16 protein-coding genes are annotated in these 18,723 nt (G+C 42.7%); 15 read left to right on the top strand and 1 reads right to left on the bottom strand.

Annotated features, from left to right (window positions below):
• Nucleotides 1-148: 148 nt before the first annotated feature.
• Nucleotides 149-385, bottom strand: a complete 237-nt coding sequence (locus MJ612_RS01880) for a hypothetical protein (protein ID WP_187028910.1) — start codon at nucleotides 383-385, stop codon at nucleotides 149-151.
• A gap of 594 nt (nucleotides 386-979) precedes the next feature.
• Here MJ612_RS01880 and MJ612_RS01875 point away from each other — a divergent pair.
• The 15 genes from MJ612_RS01875 to MJ612_RS01805 all read left to right on the top strand — a co-directional run bounded on the left by MJ612_RS01875 (nucleotide 980) and on the right by MJ612_RS01805 (nucleotide 18,549).
• Nucleotides 980-1,909 carry a metallophosphoesterase gene (locus tag MJ612_RS01875; RefSeq protein ID WP_187028908.1) on the top strand — a complete coding sequence of 310 codons (930 nt, stop codon included), beginning with the start codon at nucleotides 980-982 and terminating at the stop codon, nucleotides 1,907-1,909.
• Nucleotides 1,910-2,064: 155 nt separating this feature from the next.
• Complete coding sequence (locus tag MJ612_RS01870; RefSeq protein ID WP_187028906.1) at nucleotides 2,065-2,478, top strand: hypothetical protein; 414 nt, start codon at nucleotides 2,065-2,067, stop codon at nucleotides 2,476-2,478.
• A 753-nt stretch (nucleotides 2,479-3,231) separates the two neighbouring features.
• On the top strand, nucleotides 3,232-4,086 hold the full coding sequence (locus tag MJ612_RS01865; RefSeq protein ID WP_187028904.1) for an agmatine deiminase family protein: 855 nt from the start codon (nucleotides 3,232-3,234) through the stop codon (nucleotides 4,084-4,086).
• 44 nt (nucleotides 4,087-4,130) lie between these two features.
• Nucleotides 4,131-4,856, top strand: a complete 726-nt coding sequence (locus tag MJ612_RS01860; RefSeq protein WP_187028902.1) for a hypothetical protein — start codon at nucleotides 4,131-4,133, stop codon at nucleotides 4,854-4,856.
• A gap of 52 nt (nucleotides 4,857-4,908) precedes the next feature.
• The gene (locus MJ612_RS01855) at nucleotides 4,909-5,265 is read left to right on the top strand and encodes a hypothetical protein (RefSeq protein ID WP_187028900.1); all 357 of its coding nucleotides are present in this window, start codon (nucleotides 4,909-4,911) and stop codon (nucleotides 5,263-5,265) included.
• Nucleotides 5,266-5,299: 34 nt separating this feature from the next.
• Entirely contained in the window at nucleotides 5,300-6,523 is a 1,224-nt protein-coding gene (locus MJ612_RS01850; protein ID WP_187028898.1) for a PDDEXK-like family protein, read from the top strand.
• Between the two features lie 25 nt (nucleotides 6,524-6,548).
• Nucleotides 6,549-7,748, top strand: a complete 1,200-nt coding sequence (locus tag MJ612_RS01845) for a PDDEXK-like family protein (protein WP_187028896.1) — start codon at nucleotides 6,549-6,551, stop codon at nucleotides 7,746-7,748.
• 98 nt (nucleotides 7,749-7,846) lie between these two features.
• A complete protein-coding gene (locus MJ612_RS01840) occupies nucleotides 7,847-8,659 on the top strand; it encodes a hypothetical protein (RefSeq protein ID WP_187028894.1) in 813 nt (270 codons plus the stop codon).
• A gap of 125 nt (nucleotides 8,660-8,784) precedes the next feature.
• Nucleotides 8,785-11,178, top strand: coding sequence for a type I restriction-modification system subunit M (locus tag MJ612_RS01835; RefSeq protein WP_187028892.1), 2,394 nt, complete (start codon nucleotides 8,785-8,787; stop codon nucleotides 11,176-11,178).
• Entirely contained in the window at nucleotides 11,171-12,460 is a 1,290-nt protein-coding gene (locus MJ612_RS01830; protein WP_187028890.1) for a restriction endonuclease subunit S, read from the top strand. Before MJ612_RS01835 ends, MJ612_RS01830 begins: the two co-directional genes overlap by 8 nt.
• Before the next feature lie 61 nt (nucleotides 12,461-12,521).
• A complete protein-coding gene (locus MJ612_RS01825; RefSeq protein ID WP_187028888.1) occupies nucleotides 12,522-13,424 on the top strand; it encodes a Shedu anti-phage system protein SduA domain-containing protein in 903 nt (300 codons plus the stop codon).
• A 36-nt stretch (nucleotides 13,425-13,460) separates the two neighbouring features.
• Nucleotides 13,461-16,736 (top strand): type I restriction endonuclease subunit R, encoded by a 3,276-nt coding sequence (locus MJ612_RS01820; RefSeq protein ID WP_187028886.1) that lies wholly within the window; start codon nucleotides 13,461-13,463, stop codon nucleotides 16,734-16,736.
• The gene (locus tag MJ612_RS01815) at nucleotides 16,699-17,385 is read left to right on the top strand and encodes a M48 family metallopeptidase (protein WP_187028884.1); all 687 of its coding nucleotides are present in this window, start codon (nucleotides 16,699-16,701) and stop codon (nucleotides 17,383-17,385) included. Before MJ612_RS01820 ends, MJ612_RS01815 begins: the two co-directional genes overlap by 38 nt.
• A gap of 129 nt (nucleotides 17,386-17,514) precedes the next feature.
• Nucleotides 17,515-17,898, top strand: a complete 384-nt coding sequence (locus tag MJ612_RS01810) for a hypothetical protein (protein ID WP_187028882.1) — start codon at nucleotides 17,515-17,517, stop codon at nucleotides 17,896-17,898.
• Nucleotides 17,899-18,036: 138 nt separating this feature from the next.
• Nucleotides 18,037-18,549, top strand: a complete 513-nt coding sequence (locus tag MJ612_RS01805) for a hypothetical protein (protein WP_187028880.1) — start codon at nucleotides 18,037-18,039, stop codon at nucleotides 18,547-18,549.
• Nucleotides 18,550-18,723 lie beyond the last annotated feature (174 nt).

Here is an 18,723-nt window from a genome sequence, read left to right as displayed (position 1 = left end):
TCATCTATCAAAATTTCTTTTAGTAGATGCGTATATGGCTTGTTCTCTTCCAAGAGCTTTAGTGCATATTTCCGCATAGCACCTATATCCAAAAGCATTTGCTTAGATGATAATCTTCCCCCTACCTTCATCTTTCTCTTAATTTATCTTACTTACTATCAATCCGTTTCCATAGTTCCAGAGCAAGTTTACTCATGTGCTTTATCCATGCGACTAAGTTCTTTACCTCTTCATCAGTAAAATTTAAGTTATTGGGGTCATTTCTTATCTTCCAGTAAGCTTTTCGATTCTGCTTCTCATCAAAATCAACTGACATGTGCTCATAATTCCATAAGCCTGATGGTTCATCAGGTAAGGATTGTTCTGTAGCATTTTGAGTTTGCATAAAAATTAATAACTATCTGCTAGGTTATTTAATGATTGAGCTTTAACCTCTATTCTTATTAATTTGATATTCTATAAAATTGGATGTTAAATGATACATAAAAGTTTGCACTGCTTGGCTACCTAATCAAACTTTTTGTATATTTAGCATATCGAATATAGTAAAAACTTAATACACTTCCTATTACCCCTGTTAACCTATGAAACACAAGCTGAATCTACCAGTTGTACTACTGGAGGTACATCATGACAACCTACTCATTTCATGGCTGAGATCTAACCTGAGTCATTAGGTTAGCAAAAATAAAACTTTAAGCTTCAGCTAATCCTAGTAGAAAGATATTACAACTTGGATATACCTAATTGCTTGAGATAAGATCACCTACAGGTACCGAAGCGGTTAATAAGTTATAACAAAAAGAAATGCTTGTAGGGCCAACACGAGATAAAGTCTAAAAAGGGGAAGTCAAAAGTCAGATACACCTGCCCCCTGAGGAGAGTTTTTTTGCAAATGTGTATAGAGTAGAAACCTAGCACCTAGACTCAACTTTGAGCTGAATGCACAGGTAATCAATTATTACAAGACAAACAAAACATGTACGACATTATAGGCGATGTTCACGGCCATGCAGATGCTTTGGAGCAACTGCTTCAGAAACTTGGCTATGACAACAGCAAGGGATACTATAGCCACCCTGAGAGAAAGATTATTTTTGTTGGGGATTACATAGACAGAGGTCCTAAAATAAGGGAAACACTGGCTATTATAAAGGCAATGGTAGAACATGAACAAGCAATTGCCTTAATGGGAAATCATGAATTCAACGCAATCCTTTTCAACTCTCTAGATACTGACGGCAACTATATGCGAGAGCGTACTGAAAAGAATACGCACCAGCATAACGAGACTCTGAATCAATTTGCAGAGTATGTTGAAGAATATAAGAGCTACATTGAGTGGTTCAAGACACTCCCGCTCTTCTATGAAGAAAAAGGCTTAAGAGTAGTACATGCCTGCTGGGATGAGGACCAAATTCAGTACCTCAGAGATACCCTTTATAATGATCGGCTAACAGACCAGCTCCTTAGTTACTATAGTAAGGAATCCAAACTGTATGATGCTATTGAAGTGACACTCAAAGGCAAGGAGCTACAAATGCCAGAAGGACTATTCTTCTACGACAAGGATGGTCATAAAAGATCTGAGCTTCGGATCAAATGGTGGTTGAACCCCGAGAACCTTACCTACAGAAAGTATAGCATGGAGGATTATGACTCATTAGTTGATGATCTAGTACCCACTACATTAGCAAGACAAAATAAACCATACCACGAAACGGAGAAACCAGTGTTCTTTGGGCACTACTGGCTAAAAGGTGATGCTGAAGTGAGTGTGTACGAAAAGAATGTATGCTGCGTGGATTATAGTGTGGCCAAAATGGGTAAGCTGGTAGCATACCGATGGAACGGAGAGCAATGCCTGCACCCCGATAATTTCTACCATGTCAACCCCATCTACTGCTAACTATGGCGTTACATATCAAATATACTGACTATAAAGCCTATTCTTTCACCTGCCCATCTTGTGGTTGGAAAGGGTTAGGTAAGGATACCTGCCAGAATGCTAGTGGGATTGCAATGGATTTGGAATGCCCAGATTGTTTCAAAATACTGGCTATCGTGGAATCTTCATCACCCTTTGGTTACCCCGCTACATTAAGAAGAGATACAGAGGAAGAAAGACAGGCAAAGCTACGGGAGATTAATTTCAAGGAAAGATTCAGGCGCTTGAGTCTCAAAAGCCCGGATGAATTACCTGACATCCAGGGTGACCACATCATTTTCACCTTTAGGTCTGATACCATCAGAGGAGAAGATTATAACATTATAGAACACCAGGGCCAGGAGGTGTGGAGAGAGCCAATGGTGTGGGAAGGCTTTGAACGCTTCATGGAGATCGGGCGCATTTTGAAAGAGAAATACGGCTCTAATTTGGGGGACCTGCTTCCTGACGAGACTTCAGAAACTTTTCTTTATGGGGATAAACTAGAGGCTCCTGCTCTTATCAAGAAGTTCAGAAACGAGCTGCGGTAGCACCTTCTTCGATATTAAATCTATTAAGCTTTCCCCAACCTTAAGTATAGCAATCTCTGATATAAAATTACAAACAAGAATCACTTTTAATTAACATATATGCCCTGTCACCACAAGTTTATAAACGACCTACAGCTTCAATATGTAGACTGGGAGGTAAAAACATTATTCATTGGCACATTTAATCCTGGATGGAGTGTTTGCCCGAACAACAATGCTGACTGGTTCTACGGCAGAACACAGCGTAATGAATTCTGGTGTATCCTGCCAACTGTACATCTTGAAGCTTCACTACTAAATGGGAACAGGAACAACTGGATCGATTTCTGCCGAAAAAATAACATTGCTGTTACAGACATATTAGAGTCTATCAATAATGCAGATCCAGCAAATGAAGCTCACAAGCAAGCGATCTGTAGATTCAAGGATGATGAATTAGCCCAATTTGACGTCACTATAAATGATATACCAGCTATTTTAGAGAATCATCCAAGCATTAAGCAAATCTGTGTCACGCGGCAAACTCTCCCTCCTTTTTGGGAAAACTGCTTCACTAATCTTGTCCAGTATATAAACCAGAATCCACAACGTCAAATAGAGGTCAGATATTTAAGGTCTCCATCCAGGGGGGCAAGAAATGGCGTTGTTGGCCCATTCTGCCAGTTTGTAGCTGGACGGTGGATAGAGCAGGGCTACTTAATCAACCCTACACCTGCTAATCAAGAGCTAAATCATATCTTGTAGTTGCACTTTATGATCACAGATCAGGAAACAAACTTTGTCTATTTCAGCAGCCTTATAACAGAAAGGCTAGAATTACATGCATTTTGGTACAGCCTTGAAAAGACATTGCACAAGGCAGGTATCAACTATGGGTTCATTCAGAACACAGGAGATATTTGGTGCAGGGATTATATGCCTCTGCAGATTAATAAAAATGAATTTACACAGTTCACTTTTGATCCAGGTTATCTAAAGACTAAGAAGTATAAACACCTGCGTACAGACACCGATAAGATAACATATCATCCAACGGTAAAGACTAACACAAGCAACTCGCCGGTGGTGCTTGATGGTGGCAATTTGGTTCGCTCTAAAAATTCTGTTGTGCTAACTAATGTCATCTTGCAAGACAATGATATACCACAGGAAGAACTTGTTCAGAAACTTAAGCAAACATTACTGGTAGAGCATGTTCACCTGCTGCCTAAACAACCTTATGACTTTACCGGCCATGCCGATGGCATGGTAAGATTCTTAGATGACCACACGCTATTAGTGGCTAACCACAGCACGGAAAGTGCATCATGGAAGGCTAAATATCAGAAGGCGCTAGCCTCAACGGGGCTAAAGCTAATTGACTTTCCAGCAGTTGCGTCCGATGTAAAAAATAGCGAAGGAGACTACACTGCGCTAGGTTGCTATATAAACTTTGCCTGGATCGGGAGCACCATACTGTTTCCACAATTTGATCTTCCCGAAGATGTAGCGGCACTTCAGGAGGCAAAGAAAATATTAAAAGGCTATAAACTTATTCCTGTTCCGGCAGCTGAGCTTGCTATGGGAGGTGGCGTGCTGAATTGCGTGACCTGGAACATAAAGGTTTAGCTACCTAATTTATAAGAGAATTTGCAATAAATACTATTCAAGAGATGAGTAAACTCAAAGAAAAGACGATACAGGACAAAGCCCTGGAAGCGCTTAAAAAACATTATCAGCAACAAAGAAGCATAAACAACATATATGCCTGCACGGAAGCCTGGACAAAAAAAGAAAAAGGAGGAAAACGTGCCGATGGGCTGATTTGCTTTCAGACCAATGAAGGACAATTTTATACCGTCAGCATGGAGGCTAAATCCCACAAGACCTTGCAAGCACTTACCTCCTCTGTTAATGAAGATAGACTGGGATGGAATAGCTTGTTAGCAGCTGGCAGTCTTACCTTAGGTGCTGCAGTACTTTGCTTCACTCTGCTAGATTTAAAATGGTGGATTGTCCTTCTAAGTGCGTTCCCACTTTTCTTTTTATCGCTAGTAGGTTTTATAGTACTGTTCGACAGGCTGGACTTAAACCGCCACAGACTAAACAGCGTGGTAGAGCAACTTAAGCAGTATCCAGCAAACGAGCAATGGCTTGTTTACTCAAAACATGCGGATAACCTACTGGCTACCCTTACCTCCAACGGCAGAAGAAGTCATCTTCAGACCTTAATTTCTCTTTGCAGGCAGAATGGCTTTGGCCTGATGCTACTCAGCAACCAGAAAATACATTTGGAGATGGAGCCTAAGCCTAGAAAAGGAAACTTCTTAGATACTTATAGCAGGGCACCAAAGATTAGGGAAGAACTAAACAACCCATTGGTTTTAGAGACAGCCTAAGCAGTTTCGCTTATATCACTTAGCGTCTAATTAGAAACTAAAATTTATAGAGATGAATGAACCAGAATATATTGTAGAAGATGCCGCAGAAATAGTGTTAAGTAACATTTCAGTGGAGCTACAGAACAAGTTTTCCTATGATGATATTATAGAAATTCTAGATGCTGAATTTGAATTTCTTGAGCTTTCAGGTATTGCCAGCAACAAACCTTCTATTGTTGATATTCCCATTCACATACCAGCTAAGTTGGATGAGGAAGCTATGGAATACTTCATCATTAACCTATGTGCAAAAAAAGGTATTTATCTCACTTACGAAGAACTTCAAGAAATCTTAGATGCTGAAATGATTTACTTAGAGCAGCAGGGGCTTATAGATGATGAAGGAGCTAGTCATTTTTTGAACTAAACTAACTGATTTACTAACTAACAAGCTTAACCTAATGCAGACACTATTAGATAAAATCGGCATCATCGACTATAAGTATGAAAAGCTGAGGGAGCAGAACGACTTTAATATTTTTAGCTTGCTACTTAACAAGCACGACGAAGTAAACCTACATTCTAATTTCATTGCTGAATTACTGGATCCAGAAGGCTCTCACAAACTAGGAAGAAAATTCCTTGATCACTTTCTTACGCTGTGTGGTGTAGAACCCACAAAACTCACACAACCAGAAATATTCAGAGAGTTCAGGAATATTGACATCTTGATCCGCAGCAAAGAGCTTACTATAATCCTGGAGAATAAAATATGGGCTGGTGATCAGGATAGACAGCTGGATAGGTATTACAATACCATTGTAAAAGAAGGAACCGCAAATATTCTTATCATTTACCTTTCATTAGATGGCAAAGAGCCAAGTGGATACAGTTTAGGAGATCTACAAATAAATGACAATCTGGACAGTCTGCTGCTGACACTATCATACAGTGCAGATATAAGAAATTGGTTAGGGCACTGTATAAAAGAAGCTGCACTTACCCCATCTGTAAGAGAAACCATCATCCAATACAAAAACTTAATTGAAGAACTAACAGGAAATTCTATGAGCAGAGAAGAAATGCTTGAATTAATGGCGCTATTAGGTAAAAATGATAATGTGCTACATGCTAAGAAAATTGTAGATAATTGGATTCATGTAAGGTGGTATACTGAATGGGATTTTTGGAATGAATTAGAAAAGAAAGTAGAAGGAGAATATACAGTTTTACCAAACCATAAATTTTCTGGCGATAGTTTAGATGTAGCTATCCATAGAAGTAGAAAAAGAAACCTTCAGTATGGGTTAATGTTCTCGGTGAAGAAAATAGGCACCCATGATATATGTTTATACATTGAAAGAGGTGATGACAATATGTATTATGGAATAACTATACTTGATGAAAATAATAATAGAGCTGTATCTGATCTTCCTATTTATAATGATCTGGCATCAAAACTAAAAGAACTAAGTGATTGGGACAGAGAAGCAAATTGGATTGCTGGAAATTGGTTTAGCGAGCACATTAATCTTGAATATTTTGGAGAAGAAAATACGATAAAGCTTGTAAATCCTGAATATAGAAGAGATTATATTAACAAGCTGTGGAATGAGATCAAAGATTACATAAAGATTTGTGAGCTTGAAAGCTTTGAGCTACCTGTAGGCGAGCCAGCTGCTTAAATATAATTATTTAACAAGTATAGCTTTGAAAACACTTTTAGAGAAGGTTGAAGACATCAGCCATAAATACTCCACGCAAGCAGAAAAAGGAATCAATCTTTTTAGCTTGCTCAGAAGTCATTCCGACGAGGTACACCTGCATTCAAAATTTATAGCTGAGCTGCTTAACCCTAATGGTTCACATGGACAGGGTCGCCTGTTTCTGGATAAATTCATTCAATTGTGCGGGGGAAATGTGGTTGACTTTGCATCTCCGAATATCAAGAGGGAGTACCGAAAAATTGACATACTGGTTAGGTCAGGCAGCAATGCTATTGTAGTTGAAAATAAGATCTGGGCACCAGATCAGGAAAGGCAATTAGAAAGGTATCACAACACAATGATAGCAGAAGGCGCTACTCCCCTGCTTGTTTATCTGACTGTAGATGGCAGAACCCCAGACGAATACACACGCGGAGCATTAAGTAAGGACGAAATCAAAACCATCTCCTATAAAGAAGATATTCTGAAATGGATTGAGGACTGTAAACAGGAAGTTACAAATGTGCCTTACCTACACGAAACACTACAACAGTATGAAAACATTATCCGCAAAATTACAGGCACAACCATGAACGACAAAGAAACGGATGAAGTGATAGAGCTTCTGAAACAAGAAGACCATATTCTAAACGCAGCTAAGATTGTTGAAAGCTGGAACAAAGTTAAGATACAAGCAGAGTGGAACTTCTGGAAGGAACTGTGCCATCTAATAGAACTAGATATGCCAGGTTCTATACTAGAGACTCGTAAAGTCTCTTGGGAAAAGGTGAAAGACGTTGTTAAAAAGAAAAAGAAAGGCAACCCCTGGTATGGTATTATGCTGAAGCTGGGGGAAAATGGTAACGACCAAATTTGCCTTTTCATACAGAGAGGTATTGGTGACCTATATTATGGTATAACTGTATTAGGGAACGGAGAAGACCGAGATGCTAGCGGGACTTCCAAATACGCAGCACTTGCTCAAAGTATAAGTAGATTAAACGACACGCAACAAGAGAAGCGATGGCTCGGCAAGAAAGTTTTCTCGGACCCAATAAACTTTAAACAGTTCAATAACCCAAATACCTTAAAGCTTATAAAGCCTGAGTTCAGACATGGCTATGTCGGAAAACTCTGGCTAGAGATTAAAGAATATATCGCAGCGTGTGAAGTTGAAGCTTTTATAGAAACTACACCTGCATAAAGTTAAGGGAGCTGCCATAGGGCAGCTCTTTCTGTTTTTATGTAGTACTTAATCTGATTGGTTCGTATCAAGTTCATGTAAACCAAACCTCGTCAGCTATGATTGAAGAATTCTACTACCAGCAAGATGGAAGTGCAAAAATTACAGCGGCAACTATAGGGGTTAGTAAAAATAACTGGACATCTATAGTTCAGGATACTGCAGACAATAATACCAGTAATCATCTGCAGATCATGCAGCAAAACAAGTTTAATGTGTTACCAATTGTAGCTGCAGATGGCCATACATATGAGTACTTTGAAACAGCTACCCCACACGATTATAGCCAGACTAACAGACACCGCATAAAGTATAAAGACACCTTACCACTAGATACCAGTATAAAAGAACTGATCTGGAGCTTTGCTTTAAACGATAGGGTATTCTATTTCCTGACCCTTCATGGCAAGGTATCAGGGCTGGTTACTGTAAGCGACCTGAACAACAGATATGTACAGATTTATATTTTTAGTTTAATCTGCGAACTTGAAAGGACGTTAAGCGGCTTTATAAAGTGTAATTTACAGGAGCAGCAGATCTTCAATTACTTAGAAGAAAAAGCGAACCGAAATGATTATTTAAAAGATAATTTAGAGCGCTATAAAGAGCTAAATTCAGCTGATTTAGCAATTGACATTACAGAATTTCTCTTTCTGAAAGACTTCTTTGAAATCATAAGTAAGTTTGACCTTTACAAAGAACTAGGTTACGGCAGTAACGAATGGAAAAAGATTTACTCTATAAATGAATTAAGAAACAGCATCGCCCACCCTACCCGAAGCCTAATAAATAAAGAACAACCTGTTATAACACTACAGTCCCGCCTTGAACGGGTGGACGATCTTCTGTTCAGACTCAAACATCAACAATAAGAACTAAATGCTTTACTAAGTTATAGTTAGCCTCTACCCTTTCATAATACAATAAATTAGCAAAATATCAATTATTAGTTTAAGTATATTTAAATTACTTTCACGCTATAAAGCGTGAAAGTAAAATGACCAAACATAAACTTACCCTACCTAGATTAGAGTCCCTCCTACTCAAGGCCTGCGATATTTTGCGGGGAAACATGGATGCCTCTGAGTTTAAGGAGCATATCTTCGGGATGCTGTTCCTGAAGCGTCTGTCTGACAAGTTTGAGGAAGACAGAGCTAACCTGAAGAAAGAGTACGAGGCGAAGGGTTGGAGCGAGGAGTTGATACAGAAGCAGCTCGACAACCCGAACAAGTATAACTTCTACATACCAGAGCAATCGCTTTGGAAGAACATCCGCCACCTGAAGAAGGATGTGGGCACTTCGCTCAATAAAGCCCTGGCTGCCATCGAGGATGCCAACCCGAACACCCTGCAGGACGTGCTGAAAGGCATCAACTACAATAAGAAGATTGGCCAGAAGGCGATGGACGATGCGAAGCTGGTGGAGTTTATCCAGCACTTCGAGAACATCCCCCTGAAGGACTCTGACTTTGAGTTTCCGGACCTGCTGGGTGCTGCATACGAATACCTGATAAAGTACTTCGCTGACAGCGCGGGCAAGAAAGGTGGCGAGTTCTATACGCCTGCCGAGGTGGTGCGCCTCCTGGTAACCATACTGGAGCCGGCACAGGGTATGAGCATTTATGACCCTACGGTGGGCTCGGGTGGTATGCTGATCCAGAGCAAGAACTTTGTGGAGGAAATGGGCGGCAATACCCGTGACCTGGCGCTGTACGGACAAGAGATGAACGGTACTACATGGGCGCTGTGCCGCATGAACATGCTGCTGCACGGCTTCTACTCTGCCGACATCCGCAACGAAGACACCCTGAAAAACCCACAGCACCTGCAGGAGAACGGAGAGCTGCGCCGCTACGACCGCGTGATCGCTAACCCGCCGTTCAGCCAGAACTACACCTCTAAGGAGATGCTGCACAAAGACCGCTTTAAGTACTGGATGCCGGAGAGCGGCAAGAAAGGCGACTTCATGTTTGTTCAGCACATGGTGAGCACGCTTAAAACCTCAGGCCGTATGGCGGTAGTAATGCCGCACGGAGTGCTATTCCGGGGCGGTGAGGAGAAAGCCTGCCGTACCTGGCTGGTGCAAAGCGGACTGCTGGAGGCCGTGATCGGCCTGCCGCCGGGGCTGTTCTACGGCACCGGTATACCTGCTTGCGTGCTGGTGGTAAACAAGCAAAATGCTGCCGACCGCAAAGAGGTGCTGTTCATCAACGCCGACAAAGAGTACAAAGAGGGCAAGGCTCAGAACAAGCTGCGCCCTGAGGATATTGAGAAGATCAGCTACGTGTACCATCACCGCCAGCCGGTAGAGAAGTACGCTAAGCTGGTGAAGCACGAAGACCTGGAGAAGGAAGAGTTTAACCTGAACATCCGCCGCTACGTGGACAACTCTCCTGCCCCGGAGCCGCACGACGTGCACGCACACCTAAACGGCGGTATACCTGCCGGCGAGGTAGAGACGCTGCAACAGAACGGCATGGCGCACTACAAGGGCCTGAAAGAAGACCTGTTCTGCAACCTGAAACCGAACTACCTGCAGTTCCAGGAGCACATAACCGAGAAAGAAACTATAAAGCCGCTGGTGGAGGCGCATACGGGTGTGGCCGAGGTGCTGCAGCAATACAACAGCATGTTTGGCCTGTGGTGGAGCCAGTACCAGCAGGAGCTACAGCAACTGCCAAATGGTAAGCCGCTGCACGAGGTTAAGAAACAGGGCTATACTTCCCTGGTGGAGTTCTTCCAGCCTTTGCCTATGCTCAGCGACTCGCAGCTACGCGGTGCTTTTGCCGGCTTCTGGAGCGACCTGAACAGCGACCTGAAATCGGTGGCGGCCAGCGGCTGGGGACCGGAGCTTATACCCGATGCCGACATACTGGCCTCGCAGTTTCCGGAGCAACTGGAGAAGATAGAGCAGTATAAGGCACGCATAGCCGAGATTGAAGCTGCCCTTGAAGAAGCCGAAGGCGAAGACTACGACTGGGAAAACAGCGAAAGCGGAGCCCTGCCTAAAAACCAGCTGAAAGACCTGAAGGCAAAAGCCAAGACCGACAGAAGTGTAAAAGTGCTGGTGGCGAAGCACGAGGCCTTGACAAAAGAGCTTAAGACGCTGAAAGCCGACATCAGCACGATAGAGAAGAAGAAAGACGAGCTGGTAGAAGTGGCACGCCAGAAAATTACACCTGCCGATGCCGAAGAGCTGATACTGCAGCGTTGGCAAAATGCTTTATGGACTGGCCTGCAAACACACCTGAAGCAGAACCAAATGGAAGTGCTGGCACAATTAGAAAACCTGTTTGAGAAGTACCAGGTGAACCTGAAAGAGCTTTTGAGCAGCAGAGAAGAAGAGCAGGCTATTTTACAGGATTTTTTAGTGGAGCTGGGGTATGAGTAATTGGAAACAACAGCAAATTGGTAGGTTTTGCCGAGTTAAAGGAGGCAAAAGACTACCTGCAGGGAGTGAATTTGCTAATGGCAAAACGCCGTACCCATATCTTAGAGTAACTGATATGGTTAATGCTTCTATAGATGACTCCGCTTTAGTATATGTAACGCCAGAAATAGAAAAATTCATTAGAAACTACAAGATTTCTAAAGATGATATTTATGTGACAATTGCAGGTACTCTCGGTCTATTTGGTACTATACCAGATCATTTAGACAATGCACAGCTAACAGAAAATGCTGCAAAGCTTACAACCATAGATTTTAATGAGTTAGATAAGGAGTATCTTAAATACTATCTCAATTCCATCTTCATAGAAGAACAGCTTTATAGGGAAATTGGTGTAGGTGGAGGTGTACCGAAGTTAGCTTTATATAGGATTGAGAAGCTTAATGTAAAGTATCCTTCCATACCAGCACAACAAAGAATAGCCAAAATCCTGCGGACAGTAGATGGGCAGATTGAAAAGACGGAAGCCATTATTGCCAAGTATAAAGCCATCAAGCAAGGGCTTATGCAAGACCTTTTCACCCGAGGTATAGACGTGGCCACAGGCAAACTCCGCCCCCGCTACCAAGACGCTCCTGAACTATACAAACCCTCTCCGCTGGGTATGATTCCGAAGGAGTGGGATGTGACAAGTATAGGTTTAGTTTCAGAAGTAAATAGGGAAAAGTTACCAGAGACATTTCTCCCAAACGCAGATATAAAGTATGTAGATATTGAAAGTATTCTTGAGACGGGCGTTATAGGAGGCTATAAGAACTTTAAGTTTAAAGATGCACCAAGTAGGGCAAGAAGAGTAGTAAGAGAAAACGATACTATACTTTCTACTGTAAGGCCAAACCTACGGTCTTTTGCTTTCATTAATACCAATTATAGCGGTTGTATTTGCTCAACTGGCTTTGCAGTTCTATCGCCATTAGAAAACACAAATCCAGCATTTCTTTACCAGTACATATTATCAGAGGACTTTATGAGACAGGTTGAACCATTCGTCGCAGGCTCAAACTATCCTGCAATAAATTCCTCAGATGTAGCTATCATTAAAATTCCAGAGGTAGATATTCTGGAACAAAGCTTAATAGGTAGTAAGCTAACACACTTAGATAAACTTATATATCAAGAGAAAAACAATCTTAACAAGTATAATAAGATAAAAAAAGGCTTGATGTCTGATTTACTTTCAGGTAAAGTACGCGTGCAGGTAGACGAGGAAGCTGTTTGCTAAGCAACTAATAAAACAGAATAATACTTACTCAAAATTTAAAGACACGCTATAAATAAAATTAATGGAAGATTTTTTCAATTTAGATGATTTCAAATTCAGCGACTATTTCAAGAAAACTAAGAATAGATTAACTAAGATATTAGAAGAGCAAAAAGGCTCTGATAGTAAGGATGAAAAAGCTCTCCAAAAGTTTTTTGAAAAGCATCCTACTAGCATATTAGGTTGCTTAGGTGAAGTGAATGCATCTGAGAGAATATTTGGAAACTGTATAATTACACAGCCTGCTATCAAGTACTTTTATGGTGATAGAAAACCTGATTTTCTAATTGTCACTTGGGATTCTCTAAATCTTTATTTCAATTTTATTGAAATTGAAGATGCATCTAAAAAGATTTTTTCACCTTCTAATAATATCAGTTTCACACAGGAGTTTAATCAAGCACTTGGTCAACTAAAACAGTGGGATACAACACTTGGAAGTTCACCTATTGAGTATTGCAGAGAACTACTAGATTCGCTTTTCTTCGACAACTTTAAAAATACTCCAGATAAAGAACTTCATATAAATTTTATTCTTGTATATGGATTTTCAGATGAAGTGAAAAGCAAGGGTAAAGGAGCGAATTCATTTCTACAAGGCTCTTTTAAAGAAAAAAACATGTTTCATTGTACCTATAGCAGGCTTTTGGAAGGTTTTAAGGGCGAACCTGGTATGTTTACTGTAAAAATGGATTACACGGCCAGAAAGTTTAAAGCAGTTGGATTGTCTCCTTTTTCAGAATACGGACCAGATGAGTGGTCTGATTTTCACAATATAATTCTGAAAGACGAGGCTATAATGGCACATAGCTCTATGGATGAAGAGCAAAAGAAAAAAGAAATTAAAGAAATAGAAAAGATGGATAAACTAGATAAGTATGCTGTTCGAAAGATAATGGATGAAAGACCTGGTTTATCAATCTAATAAACTATACATATCTGATTTGTTTAAAAATAAGCTATGACAGAACATACTTTAGTAGAGCAACCCTTCCTGAAGCAGCTGAAGAATCTCGGCTGGCAAGTATACGAACAGCCTGCCGGTATACCCACAGACGCTACATTTTCGCTGCGCACCAACTTTAAAGAAGTGCTGCTACCCGGCGTGCTGAAGAAAGCCCTACAAAGTATAAATCTGGATGAGAACGGGCAGCCCTGGCTAAGCGAGAAGCAGGTAGACGAGCTCTACAACGAGATCAGCGACTTCGGACGCATGCACCTGCTGGAGGCCAACAAAAGCTTCACGCACACGCTGCTCAACAACATCCTCCGCGCAGATTACCACGATGACCTCGCCGATCCGCGCCCTGTCAAGCTCATAGATTTTGACCACCCCGAGCGCAACAGCTTCATTGCCATCAACCAATTTAAGGTAGATACGCCGGGGCTGGCAAAAGCCTGTATCATTCCCGATGTGGTGCTGTTTGTGAACGGTCTGCCGCTGGTAGTAGTGGAGTGTAAGAACACCAACGCCTATACCACCAACCCGCTGCACGAGGCCCTGAAGCAACTGCAGCGCTACAGCAACCAGCGCCCGTCCACCCATGCCGCCGGTCTGAAGGAAGGCGAAGAAAGCCTGTTCTGGTACAACCAGATCTGCGTAGCCACCTACGGCGACAAAGCCTGCTACGGCACCATCACCAGTTTCGATGAACAGTTCTTTGCCGAGTGGAAGTACATTTACCCGGAGGCATTCCAGAACTATATCAAGCCACTGGATGTGGAGCGCAGCCAGGAGCGGCTGGTGCAGGGCATTCTTCCCCCGCGTACCCTAGTAGATATTGTCCGCAGCTTTACCCTGTTTATGCCTGTAGGCGGCGGCAAAGAGGCTAAGATCGTGTGCCGCTATCAGCAGTACCGAGCCGTGGGTAAGATAGTGGAACGCCTGAAAACGGGCCAGACACCAATGGAGCGATCCGGTGTGGTATGGCACACGCAAGGCTCCGGCAAAAGCTTAACCATGGTGATGCTCATCAAAAAGCTGCGTACCGAGCCTAAGCTGGCGGATTACAAAGTGCTGCTCGTTAACGACCGCACCGATCTGGAAGACCAGCTCAGCGACACCGCGATGCTAACGGGTGAGAAGATAGACTTTATCGAAAGTATAAAAGATGTAAAGCCGAAGCTCTCCACCCCTACCAGCAACGCGGTGATGGTGATGATGCACAAGTTTCAGGCAAAGGAGTACAAGCTGACAGGTATAGCCGGCGAGATACTAAGCCAGGCAGCAGAGCCGCTAAAGCAGTACAACGTGTTCGGGGAGGTAAACCCATCCGAGAAGATCCTGATCCTGATAGACGAGGCGCACCGCACCCAGAGCAGCGACCTGGGCAACAACCTGTTCGAGGCTTTCCCGAATGCCACCAAGATCGCCTTTACCGGTACGCCGCTCATCACAGAGCGCCATAAGAAAAAGACACACGACCGCTTCGGCGGCTACATAGACCAGTACCGCCTGCGCGATGCCGTAAACGACGGGGCTACCATTCCTATCCTCTACGAAGGTCGTGAACCCGACAACGCCATCAACGACAAAAGCGGACTGGACCAGAAGTTTGAGGAAGCTTTCGGCAGTAAAGAGCAGAAAGAACAGGAACTCCTTAAGCGTAAATATGTGATAGGGAGCGATCTTCGTGAGGCAGAAGAACACGTTGCTGCCGTAGCCAGAGATATAGTAAATCACTACACCGAAAACATCCTGCCCAATGGCTTTAAGGCACAGGTGGTAACAAGTTCGGTGCTGGCAGCCGTGCGCTATAAAGATGCCCTGCTAAAGGCGCTGCAAGAGAAAGTAGCTGCGCTGAAGGCTGAGGCCAAGCCAGATCAAGAACTGATAAAGAAACTCGAGTTCCTGCAGGTATATGCCGTTGTATCCGGACAGGGCACAAACGAAGAAGCCATCATCACGCAGGCCCGTAAAGAAGCTTCTGCCGCCAACGCCGTAGACAACTTCAAGAAAGCCTTCGACTACGATAAACCCGAAACAGGTATAGCCTTCCTGGTAGTATGCGACATGCTGCTAACGGGCTTTGATGCGCCTATTGAGCAGGTGATGTACCTGGATAAAAAGCTGAAGGAGCACAACCTACTGCAGGCCATTGCCCGCGTAAACCGTACCTACAAAGGCAAAACCCGCGGCTACGTGATAGACTACGCCACCAACACCCAAAACCTACAGACCGCCCTCAGCATTTACGGCTCCGACGAGGTGCAGGAGATCATGGAGAACCTGAAGGGTGTGGAGACGGAGATACCGGTGCTGGAGTCGCGTTACCGCAGGCTGGTGCAGCTCTTCGAAGGAAAAGGCGTAGCCAACTTTGAAAAGTACCTGACCCAGCAGATAAAGGACATCCCTACCCTGCTCAAGATTCAGGAGCAATGCATAGAACTGGCCGCAGACATCAAGTTCCGCTCCAGCTTTGATGTATACCTGAAGCAGTTCATGGAAAGTATGGACATTGTGTTGCCACGCCCTGCCGCTTCGCCATACCGCATACCGGCCAAACAGCTGGGCCACCTGCAGATCCTTATCCGCAACCGCTACAAAGACGACACCATCAACATAGAAGGTGCCGGCGAGAAGATCCGCCAGCTCATCAACGAGCACCTGGTAAGCTTGGGCATTAACCCGAAGATTCCGCCGGTAGAGCTGCTCTCTAAGGACTTTATCAAAGAAGCTAGGAAGAACAGCAATCCAAAAGCTGTAGCTTCTGAAATGGAGCACGCCATCCGTAAGCACATCAAGGTAAACCTGGACGATGACCCTGCTTTCTACACCAAACTAAGCGAGCGCCTTGAGAAACTCCTGAAGCAGCACCACGACGACTGGGAAGCGATGGTCAAAGCCTTGGAAAATCTGCGGAACGAAGCCGCAGCTGGCCGTCAGGAAGGTATAGCCGGGCTCTCTGCCACAGAAGCCCCTTTCTACGACCTGATGATGCAGACTGCTTTCAAAGGTAATACTCCATCAGCTGAAGAGGAAGAAAAGGCGAAAGCCACCATAAAGGAGGCTGTAAAGCAGATGCGGGCAACCATTAAGTTTACCAGCTTCTGGGAAAAGGGCAGCGAGATAAACTTCCTAAAAGGCAACCTGTCTGACATTCTCATTTCTTCGGATGTAGAGAAGTTGATTGAACACGAGAACAAGATTATAAATGATCTGCTGGACCTGGCAAGACGCAGACACAACGAGTTGATACATGAAGAGCAGCAAGCACCTGATCCAGTACAATCTTAAGCGAAGCCAGCGCAAAACAGTCAGTATCTATGTAGAGCGTGACGGCGAAGTAATGGTAATGGCTCCCAAAGAGCTATCGGATGCCGCCATTGACGAACTGGTGGACAGCAAAGCTGCCTCTATCTTTAAACACCAGGCAGAACTGGAAGAGCTGAACCAGGTAAAGAAAACCCGCGAACCTGTAAACGGTGAAAGCTACCTCTATCTTGGTCGAAACTATAGGCTGGAGCTGGTAGATCAACAGGAAGCCCCGCTTAGGCTAAAGGATGGTTATTTCCTACTTCAAAAGAAGCAGGCCCCTAAAGCTGAGCAGATTTTCAAGCAATACTACAAGGAGAAAGGCGCCAAGCGCATACCCGAGCGCGTTCGCTACTACGAAAAGCTGATGGGCCTTACCACCAGCGAGATCCGCATTATGGACCTGCAAAACCGCTGGGCCAGTTGCAACACCAACGGCGACCTCAACTTCCACTGGAAATGCATGATGGCCCCACTAAAGGTACTGGATTACATCATCGTGCACGAACTTGCCCATTTAATCCACGCCAACCACTCCGAAGCCTTTTGGAACGAAGTAGATAAAGTGCTGCCGGATTACAGGGAGCGGAAGAACTGGCTTAGGGTGAATGGGGCTGGGATGGATTTGTAAGTACTCTATAAGTAAAATGTCAGACTTGGCTCTACCCTTTCGGGTAATCAAATTTGTTTAAATTAAGCAAAGATTACAATTTATTATTTGATCTAGTTTGACTTAAATAATAATGAAACCTATAGAATTATGATAAAGGTTTATCAAACCAAATTTAATGACGAAGGAAATTGCTTCGCTGCCTGTGTAGCCAGTGTGTTAAAATGCAATATTGAAGACTTACCACATTTAGGGGTTGATGAAGATTGGGAGGAATATGAGCAAAGGCTGAACGACTATTTACGTGAAAATTATAGTACTGTATTGACACATGTTTCTTATGATGATTGGAGAGATTTTATCAATTTGTATCTTAGAGATTCATACTGCATAGTAAGTGGGCAGTCAAATAGGGGCTATGAGCATGCAGTTATTTATAAAAATGAATTATTGGTTCATGATCCACATCCGTCTAATAGCGGAATAGAAGAAATAAAAAGTGCTTATGTCTTCTTTAGATTACATATCAATTAACTTACCATCGAGGGAGAATAAGCCTGTATGACTGAGATGCAAAGTAGATGGTATTTAGAGCATTAATATTCAAGTAGCACACTAATACAGAAATAACTAACAGAAAAGTTCTAAATAAAAGCTTGATATTATTTGAGTATGAATTTAAGTAAGTTGTATAAAGGTTTTGTCATTACTTGTATTGCCTTGATACCTAGTTCAAGTATTGGTCAAGCTCTTCCCCAAAATCTCTCTTTGCAAAATCTTATTACAGTATATAATAAGAGTAGTGACTTTTCTGCTGTTGATTCCTATTTGTTGAATAAGAATTGGTCGTTGGAGGCAATTAAAAATCTAGAGGGTACTCCATACGCTAACTGGCACTATCTTGAAAATGAAGAAGAAGTAGCATCACTTCTTGTACTTGAGAATAACAACACTACTATATATTATAAATTCAATAATAGTAAAATTCGTGATGCACTTAAAGCTGAGATAGTCTCTCTTAAAATGAAGTTAGTTTCGTCAGAAGTGATCAATAATAGTATGACTTCAACTTATTTAGGAGCTAACTTTGCTGTTAAATTATCAACTCTATTGATTGATGGTAAGCCAATTTATGCATTGCTTTTAAAAAGTAAAGAGCAATATTATACAGAACTCAACCTTTGAAAACTATAGCTTTTCAGATTTATTTGTTCTGAACCCCTCATACACCCATAGACTAACTACAACACAGCATAAATAAATTATAGCCCCGGTTATAATAGTATTAAATGGATGTTCCAGCATCTCATATGACTTTGGATAGTTTTCAGTAATCTCCCAGAAAAAGTATGTGAGCAT

The organism is Pontibacter deserti (genome assembly GCF_023630255.1).
GTDB lineage: Bacteria > Bacteroidota > Bacteroidia > Cytophagales > Hymenobacteraceae > Pontibacter > Pontibacter deserti.
The sequence above is the reverse complement of the archived record's forward strand: the minus strand, read 5'-3'. Positions and strand labels throughout refer to the sequence as shown.